General features: G+C 43.4%; 16 protein-coding genes. 15 read left to right on the top strand and 1 reads right to left on the bottom strand.

The features are described from left to right. Nucleotides 1-52 precede the first annotated feature (52 nt). From nifJ to rsmI, 10 genes are all read left to right on the top strand, one after another. The gene (nifJ, locus tag VB077_RS01245) at nt 53-3583 is read left to right on the top strand and encodes a pyruvate:ferredoxin (flavodoxin) oxidoreductase (RefSeq protein WP_323413395.1); all 3531 of its coding nucleotides are present in this window, start codon (nt 53-55) and stop codon (nt 3581-3583) included. 178 nt (nt 3584-3761) lie between these two features. Further along, nucleotides 3762-5333, top strand: coding sequence for a spore germination protein (locus VB077_RS01240; RefSeq protein WP_323413394.1), 1572 nt, complete (start codon nt 3762-3764; stop codon nt 5331-5333). Continuing rightward, nucleotides 5334-6425: a GerAB/ArcD/ProY family transporter gene (locus VB077_RS01235; protein ID WP_323413393.1), complete on the top strand. Its 1092-nt coding sequence runs from the start codon at nt 5334-5336 to the stop codon at nt 6423-6425. Next, a complete protein-coding gene (locus tag VB077_RS01230; RefSeq protein ID WP_323413392.1) occupies nt 6398-7615 on the top strand; it encodes a Ger(x)C family spore germination protein in 1218 nt (405 codons plus the stop codon). Before VB077_RS01235 ends, VB077_RS01230 begins: the two co-directional genes overlap by 28 nt. Nucleotides 7616-7648: 33 nt before the next feature. After that, nucleotides 7649-7837 (top strand): hypothetical protein, encoded by a 189-nt coding sequence (locus VB077_RS01225; protein ID WP_323413391.1) that lies wholly within the window; start codon nt 7649-7651, stop codon nt 7835-7837. 111 nt (nt 7838-7948) lie between these two features. Beyond that, a complete protein-coding gene (locus tag VB077_RS01220) occupies nt 7949-9385 on the top strand; it encodes an amino acid decarboxylase (protein ID WP_323413390.1) in 1437 nt (478 codons plus the stop codon). Between the two features lie 3 nt (nt 9386-9388). Next, complete coding sequence (locus tag VB077_RS01215; protein ID WP_323413389.1) at nt 9389-10249, top strand: DNA polymerase III subunit delta'; 861 nt, start codon at nt 9389-9391, stop codon at nt 10247-10249. After that, nucleotides 10250-11092 (top strand): stage 0 sporulation family protein, encoded by an 843-nt coding sequence (locus VB077_RS01210; RefSeq protein ID WP_323413388.1) that lies wholly within the window; start codon nt 10250-10252, stop codon nt 11090-11092. Further along, a complete protein-coding gene (locus VB077_RS01205) occupies nt 11089-11400 on the top strand; it encodes an initiation-control protein YabA (RefSeq protein WP_323413387.1) in 312 nt (103 codons plus the stop codon). Before VB077_RS01210 ends, VB077_RS01205 begins: the two co-directional genes overlap by 4 nt. Nucleotides 11401-11444: 44 nt before the next feature. Then, nucleotides 11445-12284 (top strand): 16S rRNA (cytidine(1402)-2'-O)-methyltransferase, encoded by an 840-nt coding sequence (gene rsmI, locus VB077_RS01200; RefSeq protein ID WP_323413386.1) that lies wholly within the window; start codon nt 11445-11447, stop codon nt 12282-12284. Nucleotides 12285-12375: 91 nt separating this feature from the next. Here rsmI and VB077_RS01195 read toward each other — a convergent pair whose 3' ends face one another. After that, a complete protein-coding gene (locus VB077_RS01195; RefSeq protein WP_323413430.1) occupies nt 12376-12648 on the bottom strand; it encodes an AbrB/MazE/SpoVT family DNA-binding domain-containing protein in 273 nt (90 codons plus the stop codon). 235 nt (nt 12649-12883) lie between these two features. On the opposite strand from VB077_RS01195, the gene metG reads away from it, so the two are divergent. The 5 genes from metG to VB077_RS01170 all read left to right on the top strand — a co-directional run bounded on the left by metG (nt 12884) and on the right by VB077_RS01170 (nt 18810). Beyond that, nucleotides 12884-14848, top strand: a complete 1965-nt coding sequence (metG, locus tag VB077_RS01190) for a methionine--tRNA ligase (RefSeq protein WP_323413385.1) — start codon at nt 12884-12886, stop codon at nt 14846-14848. Further along, nucleotides 14845-15609 (top strand): TatD family hydrolase, encoded by a 765-nt coding sequence (locus VB077_RS01185; protein WP_323413384.1) that lies wholly within the window; start codon nt 14845-14847, stop codon nt 15607-15609. The genes metG and VB077_RS01185 overlap by 4 nt, the downstream gene beginning before the upstream one ends. A gap of 124 nt (nt 15610-15733) precedes the next feature. Continuing rightward, the gene (locus VB077_RS01180) at nt 15734-16522 is read left to right on the top strand and encodes a Fic family protein (protein WP_416337010.1); all 789 of its coding nucleotides are present in this window, start codon (nt 15734-15736) and stop codon (nt 16520-16522) included. Nucleotides 16523-16697: 175 nt separating this feature from the next. Continuing rightward, nucleotides 16698-17537, top strand: coding sequence for a 3D domain-containing protein (locus VB077_RS01175; protein ID WP_323413382.1), 840 nt, complete (start codon nt 16698-16700; stop codon nt 17535-17537). A gap of 103 nt (nt 17538-17640) precedes the next feature. Next, nucleotides 17641-18810, top strand: a complete 1170-nt coding sequence (locus tag VB077_RS01170; RefSeq protein ID WP_323413381.1) for a ubiquitin-like domain-containing protein — start codon at nt 17641-17643, stop codon at nt 18808-18810. The last annotated feature ends 81 nt before the right edge of the window (nt 18811-18891 follow it).

Here is an 18891-nt window from a genome sequence, read left to right as displayed (position 1 = left end):
AAGAATTTTAAAATATAATTAAACTTTTCTTATTTTAAGGAGGATGTATCCAATGGCAAAAATGAAAACCATGGATGGTAATGAAGCGGCAGCACATGCGTCGTATGCATTTTCAGAAGTCGCAACCATCTTCCCCATTACGCCTTCTTCGACGATGGCCGAGTTTGTGGACGAATGGGCAGCTCATGGAAAGAAAAATATCTTCGGTCAACCTGTAAAGGTTGTAGAAATGCAATCTGAAGCAGGGGCTGCCGGTGCGGTTCATGGTTCCCTCCAAGCTGGTGCTTTAACAACAACGTATACTGCTTCTCAAGGGTTACTCCTGATGATTCCTAATATGTATAAAATTGCGGGAGAACTGCTTCCCGGTGTATTCCATGTAAGCGCCCGTGCCTTAGCAACCCATGCGCTTTCTATTTTTGGTGACCATCAAGACGTAATGTCTGTCCGTCCTACAGGTTTTGCAGAACTTTCTTCCCATAATGTTCAAGAAGCATTGGACTTAGCTTTTATTGCCCATTTATGCGCAATCAAGGGCCGTGTTCCTTTCCTTCATTTCTTTGATGGTTTCCGTACATCTCATGAAATTCAAAAAATCGAACTTACAGATTATGAAGATGTCGCTAAACTCTTAGACCGCGATGCTCTTCAAGCTTTCCGTGATCGTGCTTTGAATCCGGAACATCCTGTTCTGCGTGGATCTGCTCAAAACCCGGATATTTATTTCCAAGAGCGTGAAGCATCAAACAAATTCTATGAAGCAATTCCGGATATCGTTGAGCATTACATGCAAGAATACAAGAAAATTACAGGCCGTGAATATCATCCTTTCCAATATTATGGTGCAGAGGATGCTGAGCGTGTTATCATTGCGATGGGTTCTGTCTGCGATACCATTGAAGAAACCATCGATTATCTGATGAGTAAAGGAGAAAAGGTCGGAGTTATTAAAGTTCACCTTTATCGTCCTTTCTCTACGAAGTACTTATTTAAAGTAATGCCTAAGACTGTGAAGAAAATAGCAGTTCTTGATCGTACAAAAGAGCCGGGTTCCACAGGTGAACCTCTCTATCTTGACATTAAAGATGCTTTCTATACTAGTGAACTGCATCCTGTCATTGTCGGCGGACGCTATGGCTTAGGTTCTAAAGACACTACTCCATCTCAAGTCCTTGCCGTCTATAAAAACTTAAGTGCGGATCAACCTAAGAACAGCTTTACGATGGGCATTGTTGATGATGTTACTAATTTATCTTTAGCTGAAGACGAAATCATTGATACCGCACCGGAAGGCACTATTGCTTGTAAGTTCTGGGGCTTAGGTTCTGACGGTACAGTCGGGGCAAATAAGCAGGCCATTAAAATTATCGGTGACCATACCGACATGTTTGCCCAAGCTTACTTCCAATATGATAGTAAGAAATCCGGCGGTACGACGATTTCTCACGTTCGCTTTGGTAAGAAACAAATTAAATCTCCATATTATGTTATTGGAGCAAATTACATTGCTTGCCACAACCAAGCCTATGTTCCACTCTATGACTTAGTCAAAGGTTTGAAAAAGAACGGAACCTTCGTTCTTAATACGCAATGGAAACCTGAGGAGTTAGAGGAAAAGCTCCCCGCTTCTTTAAAACAATATCTTGCGAAGAATAGCATCAACTTCTACACGATTGATGCAGTATCTATTGCTCGTGAAATTGGACTGGGTTCCCGGATTAACATGATTATGCAAGCTGCTTTCTTTAAACTTGCTAATGTTATTCCTGTTGATCAAGCGATTGCTTATTTAAAAGAATCTGTTGTTAAATCTTACGGTAAAAAAGGTCAGGAAGTCGTCGACATGAATAATGCGGCGATTGATCGCGGCGTCGGTTCTCTCGTTAAAATCGATATCCCTGCTGCTTGGGCTGAAGCAGGTAATGCTCAAGCTGAGGCTGCAGCAACCCAAGAATTGCCTGATTTCGTTAAAAATATTATGAATCCTATGAATGCATTAGAGGGTGACAACCTTCCTGTCAGCGCATTTAACGGAATGGAAGATGGCACACATCCCTCCGGAACTGCAGCTTATGAAAAACGCGGAATTGCTGTTATGGTTCCCGAATGGCAAATGGATAATTGTATCCAATGTAACCAATGTTCCTTTGTTTGTCCTCATGCAGCAATTCGTCCGTTCTTGATGGATGAAAAAGAAGCGGCTAAAGCTCCTGAAACCTTTGTCGGTAAAAAAGCAATCGGTAAAGAAGCTGAAGGACTTAAATTCCGTATCCAAGTAAGTACGCTCGATTGCACAGGTTGCGGAAACTGTGTAGAAACCTGCCCGTCTAAAGAAAAGGCGATTGTGATGAAGCCTGCACAAGAGCAAATCGCAGCCCAAGCCGAAAACTGGGAATATGCACTTACCCTTTCTGATAAGAGCAAACGCTTTAACTTAAACACGGTTAAGAACAGCCAATTCCCACAACCTTTATTTGAATTCAACGGTGCTTGCCCAGGTTGTGGCGAAACAGCAAATGTTAAGCTTCTCACCCAACTCTTTGGTGATCGCATGATGATTGCCAATGCAACGGGTTGCAGCTCTATTTGGGGCGGTAGTTCTCCTTCCGTACCTTATACCACGAACAAAGAGGGCAAAGGACCAAGCTGGGCAAACTCTTTGTTCGAAGATAATGCTGAGTTTGGTTATGGTATGTATCTTGGAGTTCGTCAACAACGTGAAAAAATCCAAGCGCTGATGACAGAAGCTCTGGCGACAGAAATTAGTGCTGAACTCAAAGAAGCTTTCCAAGAATGGATTAGCAGTATGAATGACGGTGATGCTTCGAAAGCAGCATCTGCAAAAGTTCTGGCACTTCTCAATGACTATCAAGGAGACAATGAACTTCTTAAAGGAATTCTTGATCGCAAAGATCATCTCGTTAAGAAATCACAATGGATCGTCGGTGGGGACGGTTGGGCCTATGATATCGGTTACGGCGGCTTAGACCATGTTCTTGCATCAGGCGATGATGTTAATGTCCTTGTTATGGATACCGAAGTTTATTCCAACACCGGCGGACAATCTTCCAAAGCAACCCCGCGTGCTGCAGTAGCTAAGTTCGCTGCTGCCGGTAAGAGAATTCGTAAAAAAGACCTCGGTATGATGGCCATGAGTTATGGATATGTTTATGTTGCCCAAATTGCTATTGGTGCTAACATGAATCAAGCTTTGAAAGCCATCAAAGAAGCTGAGGCTTACCATGGACCTTCCCTGATCATTGCTTATGCACCTTGTATCAACCACGGTCTAAGAGCCGGGATGTCCAAGAGCCTTGAAGAAGCCAAGAAAGCTGTAGAAACCGGTTATTGGCATCTCTATCGCTTCAATCCTGATCTTGAAGAAGAAGGTAAGAATCCGTTTGCGCTTGATTCCAAAGAACCGACCAAACCTTTCCGTGACTTTATTATGGGTGAAGTTCGTTATACTTCCCTGCTTAAGACCTTCCCGGAAACCGCCGAAGAATTGTTCGCCGGTGCTGAGAAGTATGCTAAGGTGCGGTTAGATTCTTACAAACGTCTTGCTGATCAAAAGTGGGACTAAAAAGTTCAAATTAAATAAGTTTTAAAGGATGGGACTGGAGTTAACTCCAATCCCATCCTTTTTTATACTTTATACCTCCGGGAGGATGCAGGGGCTCGGAGGTGATTGAATCTCAAAGGGTTAAATGTGCCGTGCATAATGGGGGGGGCTTTAGCGGAAAATAAGCTTAAAAGGGGGGATGATCTTGAAGAGATGGTTAAAAATGATGAAGGATCTAACTATCCGTCCCTATGAAAAGAAAGTTCGTAAAGCTCCAAAACTACCCGTCGATGAAAAATGGGATCAACCGCTTTCCGGTCAAGAGATTCATAAAGAATTATCAAAAAGCAGTGACATTATTTTTCGTGAATTTAGCATACGCGCTAAAAAAGAAATTCCTTGTCTATTGGGAGTTGTGGACGGACTCATTGATAAACATCTCTTAGATGAGTATTTGCTTCACGTTATAATGATTGATTTAGTCAATGATCCTGATTTCCAGGATATAACAATCGATAATGTTCACGATTTTTTAATAAAACTTCTTACTCCCATGAATGAAATTAAAAAGATCAGTCTTATGGGTGAAGCATTTGATGCCATATTATCCGGTGACGCTGTACTTTTTATCGGTGAGACTCAAGAGGCCTTGGTTATCGGTGCCCGTGGATGGCAATCCCGCGGGGTGACTGAGCCGGAAGCTGAATCATCAATCCGCGGACCGAAGGAAGGCTTTAATGAAACACTTCGAACCAATACCTCTCTTCTAAGGCGAAAAATTAAACATCCTTCCCTTCGTCTCGTATCTATGAAAATCGGAGATTTAACGAAAACAGACGTTGTCATTGCTTATGTAGAGAAACTGGCAAGGCCTAGTGTCGTTTCTGAAGTTCTCAAGCGCTTAGGCAGGATCAAAACGGATGCGATCGTTTCCGGGGATATCCTTGAGGAATTTATTGAGGATTTTCCGTATTCGCCTTTTCCGCAGATATTTCATACCGAACGGCCGGATACCGTTGCCTCGGATCTTCTTGAAGGGCGTGTGGCGATTATTGTGGACGGAACGCCAACAGTTCTTATTGTTCCGGTAACCCTTACTTCGTTTATGCAGGTCAATGAAGACTATTATGAACGTGCGTTGATTGTTATTCTTACTCGTTTTGTTCGGTACTCAGGGGCCCTGATTTCTACAGTTGCTCCTAGCTTATATATTGCGGTAACTACATTTCACCAGGAACTTCTGCCGACTTCGTTGGCCTTAAGCATCGCAGCGGGCCGTGAAGGTGTACCTTTTCCGGCCTTAATTGAGGCTCTTGTAATGCTGATGACACTAGAGATCCTGCAAGAGGCGGGGCTCAGACTTCCGAAGCCTATAGGGCAGACTATTGGAATTGTCGGAGCAATCGTTATTGGTGACGCCGCTGTTAAGGCCGGTCTCGTCAGCCCGATTATGGTTATCGTCATCGGTTTAACGGCTGTATCAAGTTATGCTATACCTTCCTATGATTTGGCTATTGCGATCCGACTAATGCGATTTCCGCTCATGATTTTAGCAGGAACAATGGGTTTTTATGGGGTGGGAATTGGCTTTTACGCCGGACTTATTCATTTATTGAATCTTCGCTCCTTTGGAGTGCCTTATCTCAGTCCTATAGCCCCATTAAGGATCCGAGCCCTCTTACAGGATACCTTTGTCAGGTCTCCTTGGTGGGCTATGAAGAAAAGACCTAAGCTCTTGGATACAGACCCAAATTCAGGAGGTAAGAGGTAAATGGAACGCTTATCGACACATCAATTTTTGGTTCTAAGTGCTGCAGTGCTTCTGGGGACAACCTATTTGTCAGTGGGATCGTTAATAGGTGAAGCCGGACGCGACGGCTGGATGATTATCTTTCCGGCCTTTATTTGGGCAGTCCCTTTTGGCTTGATGATTTTATCCCTCATGGCAAAATATCCGGGCAAAGATTTAATTAAAATATCCGAAAGGGTTGTCGGTAAAGGGCTAAGCAAAGGAATAGGGATTATTTATATTATATTAGTCACGTATTACGGAAGTCTTTTGGCGGGGCTGGAAGTCGATATTTTCAATCGTACGGTTCTGCCTTTAATGCCGCGTTTTGTATTTTTATTAGGAGGAGGATTTCTAACTTTTTATCTTTTTTACAGTGGTATCGAGGTTCTGGGGCGCTTCGCCGAGGTTGTTTTTCCGATTGTTACTGTGGGGCTGATTCTTATGATCATCTTTATTATTCCTCGGTTTGAAGAGGGAGAACTATTTCCGATTTTAGCCAATGGGATCCAGCCGGTTCTATCTTCCAGTGGTAAAATCGTCCATTTTTCTGCGGAATATATTTTGTTTTTAGCCGGCTTGCTTCCCTTTTTACCGAATAAGGCAAGCGATATAAAAAATCTAAAACAAAAACTTTATATTGCAGTTAGTATTGTAATTATTCTCAATACCCTTATCGTCCTAATCCAGATATTAACCTTCGGTCCCTTTGAAACGACCCGAATGAGTTTTGGTCTTTTAGCATTAGGAAAAATGATTGAAATATCTCGGACATTATCGGGTGTGGAGTCGATTTTCAATCTCTTTTGGCTGGGGGGCTCAACTATTAAGGTGGCATCGTATTTCTTTGCAGTGATGTGGGCCATGAAAAGTGTTTTTGGTTTTAAAAGTCGGAAATGGAGTTTTCTGCTGGGATTCATTAGTTATATTATTATTCAGTACGTTGCACGGGGGTTGGAGATATCAACAGAACTCGGTTTTGTCGGCAGATATTTTTTGGTACCTTTTACGGTATTATGGGTTCTGATGATCTGGGGGGTGGACAAATGGAAAAATCGTTCCCAAAATGGGTAAGAAACTATCCGCTGATCGTCTTCGTTCTTGTGTTATTATTGCTCATCGAGGGCTGCGGCGGCAAAAAGGAAGTCGAACAATTGGGGTTTATCATGGGTATTGGCATTGATTCAGGTAAGGATCCGGGGAAATATAAAGTGACCTGTCAGCTGGCACTGCCTAAATCGGGTGGGGGAAATGGGACAGAGACGGAAGACTGGACGATTACCAGCGAAGTATCCACCATTTCCGGTGTTATTGAAAATATAAGTCAGGTTTTAAATAAGAGTTCGTTTGCAGGGACAGCCCGTATTATTGTTTTGGGGGAAGGGTTAGCACGGTCAGACATTAATGAGGCCTTAGATCATTTCCAGCGTTATTATGATTTCCGCCGAACAATTTACCTTGTACTGGCGAGAGGCGAGGCTAAGGATATATTAGAAACCCAACTTCGGACCAAGCAGCTTCCGGCCTTGGATATTCTGGGAACGATTCAGGGACAACCCACATTCTCGAGTTTTCCGGTGACGCGATTGGGGCACTATTTAACCATTTTAGGACGTGCCAACCAGAATCCGGTGATCCCCGTGGTTCAAAAAACAAAACATGGGGAAAAGGAGATTGAATACGCGGATGAAAAGGGAGAAGAACTGCTGGTGGAGGGTGCGGGGGTATTTGAGAATGGGAAATTAGTTGATTGTCTTTGTGATGAGGAAACAAAAGGATTTATGTGGTTGGATAATACCGTTAAAAATCGGTTTATCAATGCCGAGACGGAGGGTCTCATTCTTTCTGCTTGGGTACGAAAAACCTCGACAAAATTTAAAATCGAGACAAATGCAGACGGAAAGGAAGGGATAACCTTCCAGATCAAAACTAAGGCCTCAATTGATGAGATTAAGGGACAACAAAAGTCCATGAATCTTGAAGAGTGGAAAGCATATACGAAAAGCCTTGAACCGGTCGTTGCTCAGGCTATCGAAAAGGAATGTCGGGCTGCGGTGGATAAAAGTAAAGCGATACACGCTGACTTCATCGGTATTGGGCGAAAGGTTGAGCAAAAGGATCCAAAGTTTTGGAATCAAGTGAAGCCGGATTGGCTTAACCAACTTGCGGATTTTCCGGTGTCTTATGACATTCAGGTCACCCTTGAACATACGGGATTACCTTTGAACAGCCCGGTTAGCCCTCAGAAAAGTGGGCAAGAATAGACTTAATGAAGGAGTAAGGGGGTTCATTGCCTTATGAAGTTAAATATCTTGCCGCGCTGTCAATGTTGTCAAGAGGTTCCCGTTCAGGGTCTATATGATGGTATCCGAATTCAAGGGGGTTTTTTTTGTTCAAGCTGCTGCCAAAACATCATAACGAGTTCATCAAGTTCAGTTCTTTATCAGCATTTTTTGGAAGGCGTAAAGAAAGCACTTTTTCAGTAATACACCTTTAGAATCAATCGTTTGAGCTTGTTGGGGTAGGATGATTCTTTATTAAAGATGTGATACAATAATAGGAAATACCTTTAATTTGAAGGAACTGGGGGAATATTTTTGCTGTCCCTGGGAGAGGAGTTGTTACAGTACCAAAATCAGGAGTTTCTGTCGTTTCATACTCCTGGGCATAAAGGAAAACGAGAGTTTTTTGAGGGCCTGAATTTTCCGGAACAGGATCTGACAGAACTTCCTGGCTTAGATATGTTGCACACACCACAAGGGGTGATTGATAAGGCTCAGAAACGAGCGGCTCAGGTTTTCGGCGCAGATGAAAGCTTTTTTTTGGTGAATGGAGCTACTGCAGGGAATCAGGCGATGTTTTTAAGCCTTGCGGGAATAAAAGGAAAGGTCTTAGTCGGAAGGCAATCTCATCGTTCGGTTATGGCGGGACTCGTACTTTCCGGCTTGGAGCCGATCTATATTAAACCTATTATTCACCCCGAATTTCATCTCCCCTTAGGATATGATTTTAAGATTGAACCTCAATTGTGGGGGGAAATTCAAGGGCTGCATTTAACCTATCCCAGTTATTACGGAACCCTTTCGGATTATAAACCTATTGTTCAAGGACGGGATGTATGGGGACCTAATGTTCCTATTCTTGTCGATCAGGCTCATGGTTCACATTATTTGTCCAAGCTGTTCCCACCGAGTGCTTTAGAATGGGGTGCGGATCTTGTTTTAAACAGTTCGCATAAAACACTGAGTGCCTTAACTCAAGCGGCGATGCTTCATGTTCAAGGGGAAAGAATATCAAGAAGCCGTCTCAGGCAATCCCTGGAGCTCCTTCAGTCCTCGAGTCCAAGTTATCTCTTAATGGCGTCTCTTGAACGGGCTGTTGAGTTTGCTCAGAAGGGAAAATGTTGGGAGCTTCTTTTTGAAGCCGTTCAGGAGCTTCATCAATGTGCGGGCAAGGTGCTTCGAATATTGAATTCAGAGGATCAAGGTCAATATGGGATTGAACAGATTGATTGGTCCAAGATCTTGGTCAATACCTCTTCAATCGGACTTGCCGCACCATTAGGCGTGGATTTTTTACGAACTCATTTTCGAATTGAGCCGGAACTTTGGGATCAAGAGAATATTTTATTCTTGCTGGGAATTGGCAATACGCCGGAAGAGGTTCGACGTTTAACCGAAGGATTAGTAGCGATGGTACAATGGTTCGAATCGACTAAGAGGTCTGAAGGTACAACGTTGATGCCCTGTAAAGATACGCAGGATTTTACAGAGGGTGCAGGGTTGCCTTTGCCTCCTCTTCGACTCACTCCGCGTGAAGCCTTTCTGGCCCCTAAATGTCAGATTCCCCTTAAGGAAAGCCTAGGAAAGATTGTGGGGGAGAGTATTTCCCCTTACCCGCCGGGGGTTCCTTGGATTATGATGGGAGAAGAGATGACCCCGGAACTTCTTGAGGTGTTGTTGAATTTCCCCTCAAACCGATATCAAGGGTGGGATAACCCCGAACAGGGGATTTGGGTCATTGAGGAGGGATAAAGGGTGAATATAGCATTTGAGCTTTTAGTGAGGGCGGCGTTGGAGGAGCGTATAGCTCACTTACTATTGTTCCATAGCGGAGCAGCCCTTGAACGCCGTCAGGCGGGTGTGTATCTGGCTCAAGCCTTAAATTGCCAAAGCCTGCGGGCAGCGGCACCCTGTCTGGAGTGCTCGGCTTGCCGTAGAATTCATTCGGGAAATCATCCTGATGTACATATTCTGCAACCCCAGAAAGCCTCTTTGGGAATTGAGGAAATACTCCATTGGCAAGAGCAAGTATACCGTAAACATTATGAGGGAAAATATAAGGTCTTTATTTTAGAACAGGCTGATCGATTGACCCTTCCCGCGGAAAATGCCTTGTTGAAGGTGATCGAAGAGCCGCCGGAAAGAACAATAATCATTTTAAGCGCTCAAAATGCCGAAGCCTTGCTGCCTACGATTCAAAGCCGTGCTCAAGCTGTTTATTTTCCGGAAACGGAGAAGGATAATTGGCTTAATTCTTTAGATCCTTCCATAAATCCACAGGAAGCAGAAGAAGCTTTTATGTTGAGTGGAAACGATCCGGAAGGTGCACTGGTTATCCTCGATTTGGGTGTTGCAAAGGTGAAGCAATGGGTTGATCAATTTGAGGAAGCGATTCGGGAAAGTGATTTCCTAAAGGTTTTTAGCCTATTTCCAATTGAGAAAAATGAAGCTTTAATCTACCTCCAGGTCTTAGCCTATCAAGAATATGCGGACGTCAGAAGTCCCGGAGCGATGTTAGCGATAAATAAAACGCTGGATCAAATTCGTAAGCAGGCTAATCCTCGTTTAGCGATTGAAGTATTGGCCCTGGAATTATTCCGGCAAGGAGGACATTAAGTGGTTGAGGTTGTGGGGGTCCGTTTCAAACGGGCAGGAAAGATTTATTACTTTTCTTCTGGGGATCTTGAACTTAAAGTTGACGATAAAGTGATTGTGGAAACAGCGCGTGGTGTTGAATTTGGAGATTTAGTGATTGCCCCCAGAAATATTCCGGAGGAATCTGTGGTTTCTCCGCTTAAACCGGTTATTCGTAAGGCTACTGCGGATGATGTGCGAATTATGGAAGAAAATAAAGCGAAGGAAAAAGAGGCATTTCAAATATGTCTTAAGAAGATTGAAAACCACCAGCTTCCCATGAAATTAGTCGATGTCGAATATACATTTGATCGTAATAAAATTATTTTCTCGTTTACGGCCGATGGCAGGGTGGATTTTAGGGAACTTGTTAAAGATCTGGCTTCTGTTTTTCGGACGCGTATTGAACTTCGGCAGATTGGCGTTCGGGATGAGGCTAAGATGCTGGGCGGGGTCGGATCTTGCGGCCGAATGCTCTGCTGCTCTACCTTTCTCGGAGATTTTGAACCGGTATCGATTCGGATGGCCAAGGATCAGAAGCTATCCCTTAATCCGACTAAAATTTCGGGTATTTGCGGGCGGCTTATGTGTTGTTTGAAGTACGAGAATAGTATTTATGATGAGGAATTAAAAGAAGGTGTAAAGCATCCAGCCTTCGATTATGATGAGGGATGCGGCTATGAAATTATTGCGGACGAAAATAAATCCGATAAACCCGATAAACCTGAGCGGCCAGCCCAGGCCATTCCTGTATCAGGAAAGGGACGTCAAGAAGGGCGTCAAAGGAAAGGGGAAAAGAATAAAGGAAAGAGTGAGAAGGTATGAGTCAATTGACCCAGGCTTTAACTGAAGTAGAGGAGAAAGTGAATTCCCTGCTCGAAGAGGTACGAAGCTTACGCCCGTACATTGAAAGTCTGGAAGAAGAAAATGCTCGGCTTAAGCGAGAATTATGTGAAATTCCAGAACAAGAAACGGAGCGGGTTATTGCCAACGCGGAGCATCTGCAGGGTGTTGCTCATGATAACTTAGTGAAATTATATAAAGAAGGATTTCATATTTGTCATCTCCATTTTGGACAACCCTTAGAGGATGGAGATTGCTTGTTTTGCATGGCCTTTTTGAGGAAGGATTAGGGAAGTTTTGTTGGGTAAGGATTTTTTGATAGGAGCGTTATATATTGTCTACAGTTGAGAAAGGGACGCTTTACGTTTGTCCGACGCCGATCGGGAATTTAGGGGATATTACTTTGCGCGTTCTTGAAGTTTTGCGTGAGGCTGATGTGATTGCGGCGGAGGATACACGGCATTCTCGAAAGCTATTAGAGCATTTTGGGATTACGACCCCTTTGACAAGCTATCACCAGCATAATGAGAAAGGAAAAGCTCTGGAACTTATCCGCAGACTTCAAGGCGGGGATGTCATTGCTTTAGTTTCCGATGCCGGGATGCCGGGAATCTCTGATCCCGGACAAGAGGTTATTCGCATGTGCTTGTCCGCAAAGATACCTGTCGATGTCTTACCCGGACCTAATGCAGGTTTAACAGCTTTGGTTCTTTCAGGGCTTCCGAATGATCATTTTATTTTTCACGGTTTTCTGCCTTCCACCAAAAGTGCCCGAAGGCGTGAACTTCAAGGATATGCAAAGTTGCCATTTACCCAAATTTTCTATGAGGCTCCGCACCGATTGGTAGATACCCTTGCTGATCTGTTAGAGGTATGCGGAGACCGTGAAGCTGTAGTTGTGCGTGAACTCACTAAGCTCCATCAAACGGTTCATCAGGGACTGTTAGAAGACTTGCTGGCCGAATTCCGGATGAATCCCCCTCGCGGAGAAATCTGTGTTCTTTTAGCTCCCTATAAAGAAGTGCCGCTTCAGGGCGGGCCGGAAGATTGGAAAAAAGAAGTGGAAGCGGGAATTAATCAAGGTTTACAGCCGAAGGAAGCTATGAAATGTGTTGCTCAAAAATACGGAATAAGTAAGAGAGAAGTTTATAAAGCAGTTCTGGAGGGAAAATAACGCTGACAATTAAGGGGCTGTTTTGAAACAGCCCCTAATCCGGGACAAAAAAAGAAGAAGGCATTGCACCTTCTTATGTATCAGGGATTTATTAAACAGCTTCTGATTCATTGCTGGCAGCGATTGTTGCTCCCATAGCAGCAGCGCATTCCCGGCAAACATTTTTACCGCGGAAAACTTGGACATCGCTGGCATTACCACAAAAAACACAAGCAGGCTCATATTTTTTGAGGATGATCTTTTCTTGGTCGACATAGATTTCGAGTGCGTCTTTTTCGTCAATACCTAAAGTTCTGCGTAGTTCGATTGGAAGTACAACACGACCAAGTTCATCTACTTTTCTTACGATTCCGGTTGATTTCATCATAGGAACTCTCTCCTTCTAACAACATTCGACAATTTACTACAACCTTATGATACCAATGGTACCATTTAAAGTCAATGGGTTTTTGAAAAAAAGTTGTCATTTCTTTTTTTAAAGGTATAATTGACTTTATTGTAGGGAAACTTGACAAAAATTATTGAATTTAATCTGTAAAAGTTCGCGTAAAACTTTATAATAATTAAAAGCGCTAAATAATTTAGAGAGGATGAGTCTCTTGAAATATTACATAACGACACCGATTTTTTATCCTAATGCAACTCCTCATATTGGGACGGCATATACGACAGTTGCGGCAGATGCTTTTGCCCGCTATCATCGCATGAAAGGTGACGATGTTTACTTTTTGACGGGTACGGACGAAAATGCTCAAAAGATTGTCCGTAAAGCTGAAAGTGAAGGTTTAGATCCTAAAAGTTATGTCGATGGGATTGTTGAACGGTTTAAATCGCTTTGGGATGAGTTGGATATTTCTAATAATGACTTTATTCGTACGACAGAGGAACGTCATCATAAAGTCGTCCAAGCTCTTTTTACTAAACTGCATGATCAAGGCGATATCTACAAGTCCGAGTATGAGGGCTGGTATTGTACACCTTGTGAAACGTTTTGGCCTGAAAGCAAATTAATCGATGGCAAATGTCCGAATGCAGATTGCCGGCGCGAGGTTGAATTATTAAAAGAAGAGAGTTATTTCTTCAGGTTGTCAAAATATCAGGATGTTTTGCTTAAGCACATTCAAGAGAATCCCGACTTTATTCAACCGGCTTCGCGGCGCAACGAAATGATTCGTTTTATCGAAGGCGGTCTGGAAGATCTTTGTGTATCGAGAACGACGTTCCAATGGGGAATTCAAGTCCCCTTTGATCCCAAGCATGTGGTCTATGTATGGCTTGATGCTTTGATTAACTATATTTCGGCATTGGGATATCCCGATGGTGAGCTCTATAAAAAGTATTGGCCGGCTGAGGTTCATTTAATGGGCAAGGATATTGTGCGTTTCCATGCCGTTATTTGGCCAATTATCTTAATTGCCCTGGGAATTCCTTTGCCGAAGAAAGTGTATGGACATGGTTGGTTCTTAAGCAAGGAAGGCGGAAAGATATCTAAGTCGCGCGGCAATGTTCAAGACTCTTTTGAGTTGATTCGGCGTTATGGCTCGGATGCTATTCGTTACTTTCTTCTTCGTGAAATGCAAGTCGGAGCAGATGGAACGTATTCAGAGGAAAATCTCGTAGAGCGCCTTAATAGTGATTTAGCAAACGATTTAGGTAATTTTGCTTCCCGAAGTCTGGCGATGATCGTGAAGTATCGGGGGGGCATTGTTCCTAACGCCGGAGAAGATACAGCCTTAGAACAGGAGCTTAAGGCTTTGAGCCGGGAAGTTAAAGCTAAGGTTGAGGAAAGAATGGAAGCTTTAGATCCGGCGGGTGCTTTAGAAAGTATCTGGCGCCTGGTTGCCCGTATGAATAAATATGTCGATGAAACAGCACCTTGGGCACTGGCTAAACAAGAGGATAATCAGGCAAGGTTGGATCATGTTTTACATACCTTTGCCGAAGCAATACGCATTTTTGCAATTCTTTGTGCACCTTTTATGCCTAAACTTCCGAGTAAAATGTTCCGGCTTCTCGGGGTTGATCAAGAGATGCTGCGTTGGGAAGATATTGATCAATGGAACATGATACCTAGGGGGACGCGGGTTGAAAAAGGTCAGCCTTTATTCCCCCGTGTGGATTTATCCCAATGGACAACTGAGGAGGAGAATCAAAACATGAATCAAGATATGAACCAAGATGTGAATCAAGAACAAAACAAGACACCTGAGGAAGTAAAGCCTCAATTTGAGCCGATCAAAGAGGAAATTACAATTGATGACTTTGCGAAGATTGATTTGCGGGTCGCAAAAATTCTTCAAGCGGAAAGAGTAGAAAAAACGGATAAACTCATGAAATTAGAAATAGAGGTATCCGGTGAGAAGCGCACCATCGTTTCGGGAATCGCCCAACACTACACGGCTGAGGATCTTGTGGGAAAATCAGTGGTCATTGTAGCCAACCTTAAACCGGCAAAATTACGGGGAATTGTTTCACAGGGGATGATTTTGGCTGCTTCGCAAGACGGTGTTTTAGAGGTACTGACGGTTCAGAAAGATTTACCCGGCGGAGCCCGTGTAAAATGATTTGGGATACTCATGCCCACCTCGATGATCCCCGTTATCAGGAGGACTTTGAACAGGTTCTTGAAAATATGAAAAAAGCGCAGATCTCGCGCGTCACCAATATCGGATATGATTTGCCCTCTTCTCAGAATTCCGTGGAATTAGCCCATCGTTATGATTTTATTTATGCGGCGGTTGGTGTCCATCCTCATGATGCAGAAGGGGTAAGTGCAGATACATGGGAAACCCTTTTGCAGCTTGCCAAGGATAAAAAAGTAATCGGTTGGGGAGAAATCGGGCTCGATTATTACCGGGATCTTTCTCCTCGCTCAATTCAGCAAAAGATATTTATTGAGCAGATTGAATTGGCTAATGAAGCAGGGTTGCCTATTATTATTCATGATCGTGATGCCCACGGAGATCTTTTGAAAATCGTGAAGGAACATCCTCCAAAGCACGGCGGTGTATTCCATTGTTACTCCGGTTCTTGGGAAATGGCCAAGGTAGTTTTAAATTTAGGTTTTTATCTTTCTTTTGCCGGCCCTCTCACCTTTAAAAACAATCGTCAAACCGTTGAAGTTGCCGGTAAGGTCCCGCTTGATCGTTTCTTCGTAGAGACGGATTCACCTTATTTAACGCCGGAACCCTATCGAGGGAAACGCAATGAGCCGACTTATGTCCGCCAAGTTGCCGCTAAAATTGCCGAACTTCGCGAGCTGAGTTTAGAGGAAATAGCTCAGCAGTCCTTTCAAAACGCTCAAACGTTATTTAAGGTTGAATAGAATCCAAAACAAAAATTTTTATATAGAATTGCTCTAGTCCGGAAACCGTAAGGTTTTCGGACTAATTTTAACCTCGTGAAGTGTGGTATAATGTAACAAATAATGTAAAAAAGGAGGAATGCGCTTGGATCAATATAACCGGGCGGTTGGACTGTGGCAGTCATACAAAATTGCATCCGCCGCTGATTTAGATAAATACCTTAATAGCTTCCGCATCCTATTTGCGTTTCATTCCGGAAGGATAGAAAACGAGGAAATCACCTATCATGATACAAGGGAGATCTTTGAAAACGGTAGGGTTGTAGACTATACCGGAAGTCCCCATGCCCTGTTTGAACAGCAAAACCAAAAGCTGTGCTATGAGTTGTTGAAAGAAAAAATAGTGAAAAAGGAGCCTCTCAGCATAGAGTTAGTTAAGGAAATTCACCAGGTTCTCACCGGTGGGACATATGATGAGCGCAGGTATATTGAAAATAGGGAACGGCCTGGCGAATTTAAAAAGCACGATTATGTAACCGGCATCCATGAAGTGGGCGCTGCTGCGGAAGATGTGGAAAAAGACCTGACAGAGCTGATTGCCGAAATCAACGCATACGAGGGCAAAGATGTCTTAAAAGCCGCCGCCTATTTTCATGCAAGGTTTGAGTATATCCATCCCTTCGCAGACGGTAACGGACGTGTCGGCAGGACACTCATGAATTACTATCTCATGACACATAATCATCCGCCCCTTATCGTCTATAACGAGGATAAGCGGATGTATTACGAGTGCCTGCAAAAGTATGATGAAGCCGAGGATTTAAATCCCCTTTATGAGTTTTTTAAATATGAAATTGGAAAAACATGGGGAAAGGCCTTGGCACTTGCCAATGGCGTGAAGCTGGAACGCAAAGGCTTAGCAGATTTTACCTAAGGCATCTAGTCAACAGCATAATATTAAAAAAGCCATCTCGAAAAGGGATGGTTTTTTTCGTGGTGTGCCACGCATGGCGATTAACTTTACAGCCAACTTAGTGAAAAGTTTTAGGGTTGCCTGGAAGTTCTTTTTTGCTTGTACCTATCATAATTTAAGATAAGGAGGGGAAAGAATGTATTCATTGCCGATAGCTAACTATATGGATTATTGGCGTATTGCAAAAAACCGAAGTGTATATATAGGGAGCGGGTTGTTAATCGCGGGGACGACCTTGGTTTACTTACCTATGGATAAAGTTATGGAGAATTTACCCCAAAGAACAGTTCCTCTGTTTCAGTCAGCGCCGGCGCCGGCAACGACAATACCGTCTTCGGCCAAAGAAGTACTGCCGAGGGATGCTGCGATTGAACAGGCTGCCTCGGAGCAAGCCTTGCCAGAAGCCGTTGCGCAGGTTCATACGGAATTCCGAATTATCGATGTTGAAGTTCCGGTGGAAACGGAATATGAGGAGTCAAACCAGCTTAGCCCCGGTACAACCAAGGTTAAGGATGAAGGGAAAAAAGGAGTTGAACGGCAGGTCATTAAAATAACTCAAGTCAATGGAGAAATCACGAGTGAGAAAATAACACATCAGTTTATGCTTGAGGCACCCAAGAAACGTGTGGTCTTACGTAATACAAAGCCTATTGCAGCTGTAAAGCCTGAGAGTAAATCTGAAGCCGATGTAAGTCAGCTTAATATCCGGAAGGTAATGGTCATGGAAGCAACGGCTTATACTTATACAGGCAATAAAACGGCAACAGGGATTGAGCCTAGGGAGGGGATAATTGCGGTTGATCCGCGAGTGATTCCATTAGGGACACAAGTTTATGTTGAAGGTTATGGATATGCAGTGGCTGCTGATACGGGTGGATTAATCAAAGGGAATATAATCGATGTGTTTTTTCCCAGCTTCCAAAGATGCATTAATTGGGGAAGGCGGCCTGTCAAGGTCTATGTCATCAATGCTTAGATGGGATAAAATGTAAATTATTTTGACAGCTGACCACTTATAAGATAAAATGAGGTTGTAAGTTGACATTGGAAATGTTCCAAGAAATTCATGGGGGGATATAATGATTGAGAAAACGGGACCAAAGGCTAATCCGCTAGTCCATAGCTCCCGCAAGACTCAAATACTCGCGACTTTATTGGGAATACTATTGGTTATTACAATTATTGTTGTATTAAAAGCGAAGACAATTAACGTCCACATTGATGGAAAGGTCGTTAGTATAACGACAATTAGTGATTCGGTAGATGGCGCTCTGAGATACTCAGGACTTGGTATTTATCCGGAAGACCTTGTCGTCCCTGATCGTTCAACTCAAGTTGAAAAGGGATTGGAGGTTAATGTTACTCGAAGCCTTCCGCTCACGCTATATCTTGATGGTAATAAATATCCGGGCCGTTCACCTCAACAAACTGTGGGTGAAGCATTGCAAGATATATCAGATCGGTTAGGGCTAAATATCCAGCAGACAGATGAAATTGATATTGACAGTCAAAGTCCATTAGTGGCTAATATGGAAATAGAAGTGAAACGGGCTATCCCCATTCACGTCGATGTTGATGGTAAAGAAATTGATACTTATTTAGCGCCTCGTACTGTTGCTGAAGCACTTAATAAACTTGGAATCACACTGAGTGAGCAAGACAAAGTCTCGCTGCCTTTGGATCAAACCTTGAAAGAAGACGATGAAATCAAGGTTGTAAGGGTTACGGAAAAGGAAGAGACAGTAACGACAGAAATACCTTATCAAGTGGTTGCTCAACCCGCCGATTTTCCGGTCGGTTTTCCGGATCGAACCCTGAATAAAGGAGAAAATGGGCTTAATGAGCAAGTCGTAAAGGTAACCTTCGAAGATGGCAAAGAAGTTAAACGAGATGTCCAAAAGCAAGAGGTTACCAAAACACCGGTGAATCAAGTTGTTGCGCGTGGAAGTCAAACTTCTGTTTCCCGTGGCGGCAGGACGATAAACTTTAAAAGAGCTCTTATTGTAAACGCGAGTGCCTATTCTTCGGGCTCGATTACGGCAACCGGAAATTCCGTACGTTATGGGGTTGTCGCTGTTGATCCGCGCGTTATTCCCTTAGGCAGTTCCCTTTATGTTGAAGGCTATGGAGATGGAGTTGCTTTAGACACAGGCGGCGCGATTAAGGGAAACAAAATTGATCTCTATATGAATTCGGAGGAAGCGGCTAGGTCATGGGGTGTACGGCCGGTAGTCGTATATATTAAATAATAACCATAAATTATCCGATGACTTAAGTTTCCATTATCGAGTAACATTTACGGGACTGTTGCACAATGACTGCAACGGTCC

It is taken from the genome of Desulfitobacterium sp. (genome assembly GCF_034927245.1).
Classification (GTDB): domain Bacteria; phylum Bacillota; class Desulfitobacteriia; order Desulfitobacteriales; family Desulfitobacteriaceae; genus Desulfitobacterium_A.
The sequence above is the reverse complement of the archived record's forward strand: the minus strand, read 5'-3'. Positions and strand labels throughout refer to the sequence as shown.

Excerpts from the sequence above, each read along its gene's own strand:
- VB077_RS01235 (WP_323413393.1), top strand. The coding sequence starts at position 5,334 with ATGGAACGCTTATCGACACATCAATTTTTGGTTCTAAGTGCTGCAGTG.
- VB077_RS01205 (WP_323413387.1), top strand. The coding sequence starts at position 11,089 with ATGAGTCAATTGACCCAGGCTTTAACTGAAGTAGAGGAGAAAGTGAAT.
- VB077_RS01185 (WP_323413384.1), top strand. The coding sequence starts at position 14,845 with ATGATTTGGGATACTCATGCCCACCTCGATGATCCCCGTTATCAGGAG.
- nifJ (WP_323413395.1), top strand. The coding sequence starts at position 53 with ATGGCAAAAATGAAAACCATGGATGGTAATGAAGCGGCAGCACATGCG.
- VB077_RS01175 (WP_323413382.1), top strand. The coding sequence starts at position 16,698 with ATGTATTCATTGCCGATAGCTAACTATATGGATTATTGGCGTATTGCA.
- VB077_RS01240 (WP_323413394.1), top strand. The coding sequence starts at position 3,762 with ATGATCTTGAAGAGATGGTTAAAAATGATGAAGGATCTAACTATCCGT.
- VB077_RS01230 (WP_323413392.1), top strand. The coding sequence starts at position 6,398 with ATGGAAAAATCGTTCCCAAAATGGGTAAGAAACTATCCGCTGATCGTC.
- VB077_RS01195 (WP_323413430.1), bottom strand. The coding sequence starts at position 12,648 with ATGAAATCAACCGGAATCGTAAGAAAAGTAGATGAACTTGGTCGTGTT.
- VB077_RS01225 (WP_323413391.1), top strand. The coding sequence starts at position 7,649 with ATGAAGTTAAATATCTTGCCGCGCTGTCAATGTTGTCAAGAGGTTCCC.
- VB077_RS01170 (WP_323413381.1), top strand. The coding sequence starts at position 17,641 with ATGATTGAGAAAACGGGACCAAAGGCTAATCCGCTAGTCCATAGCTCC.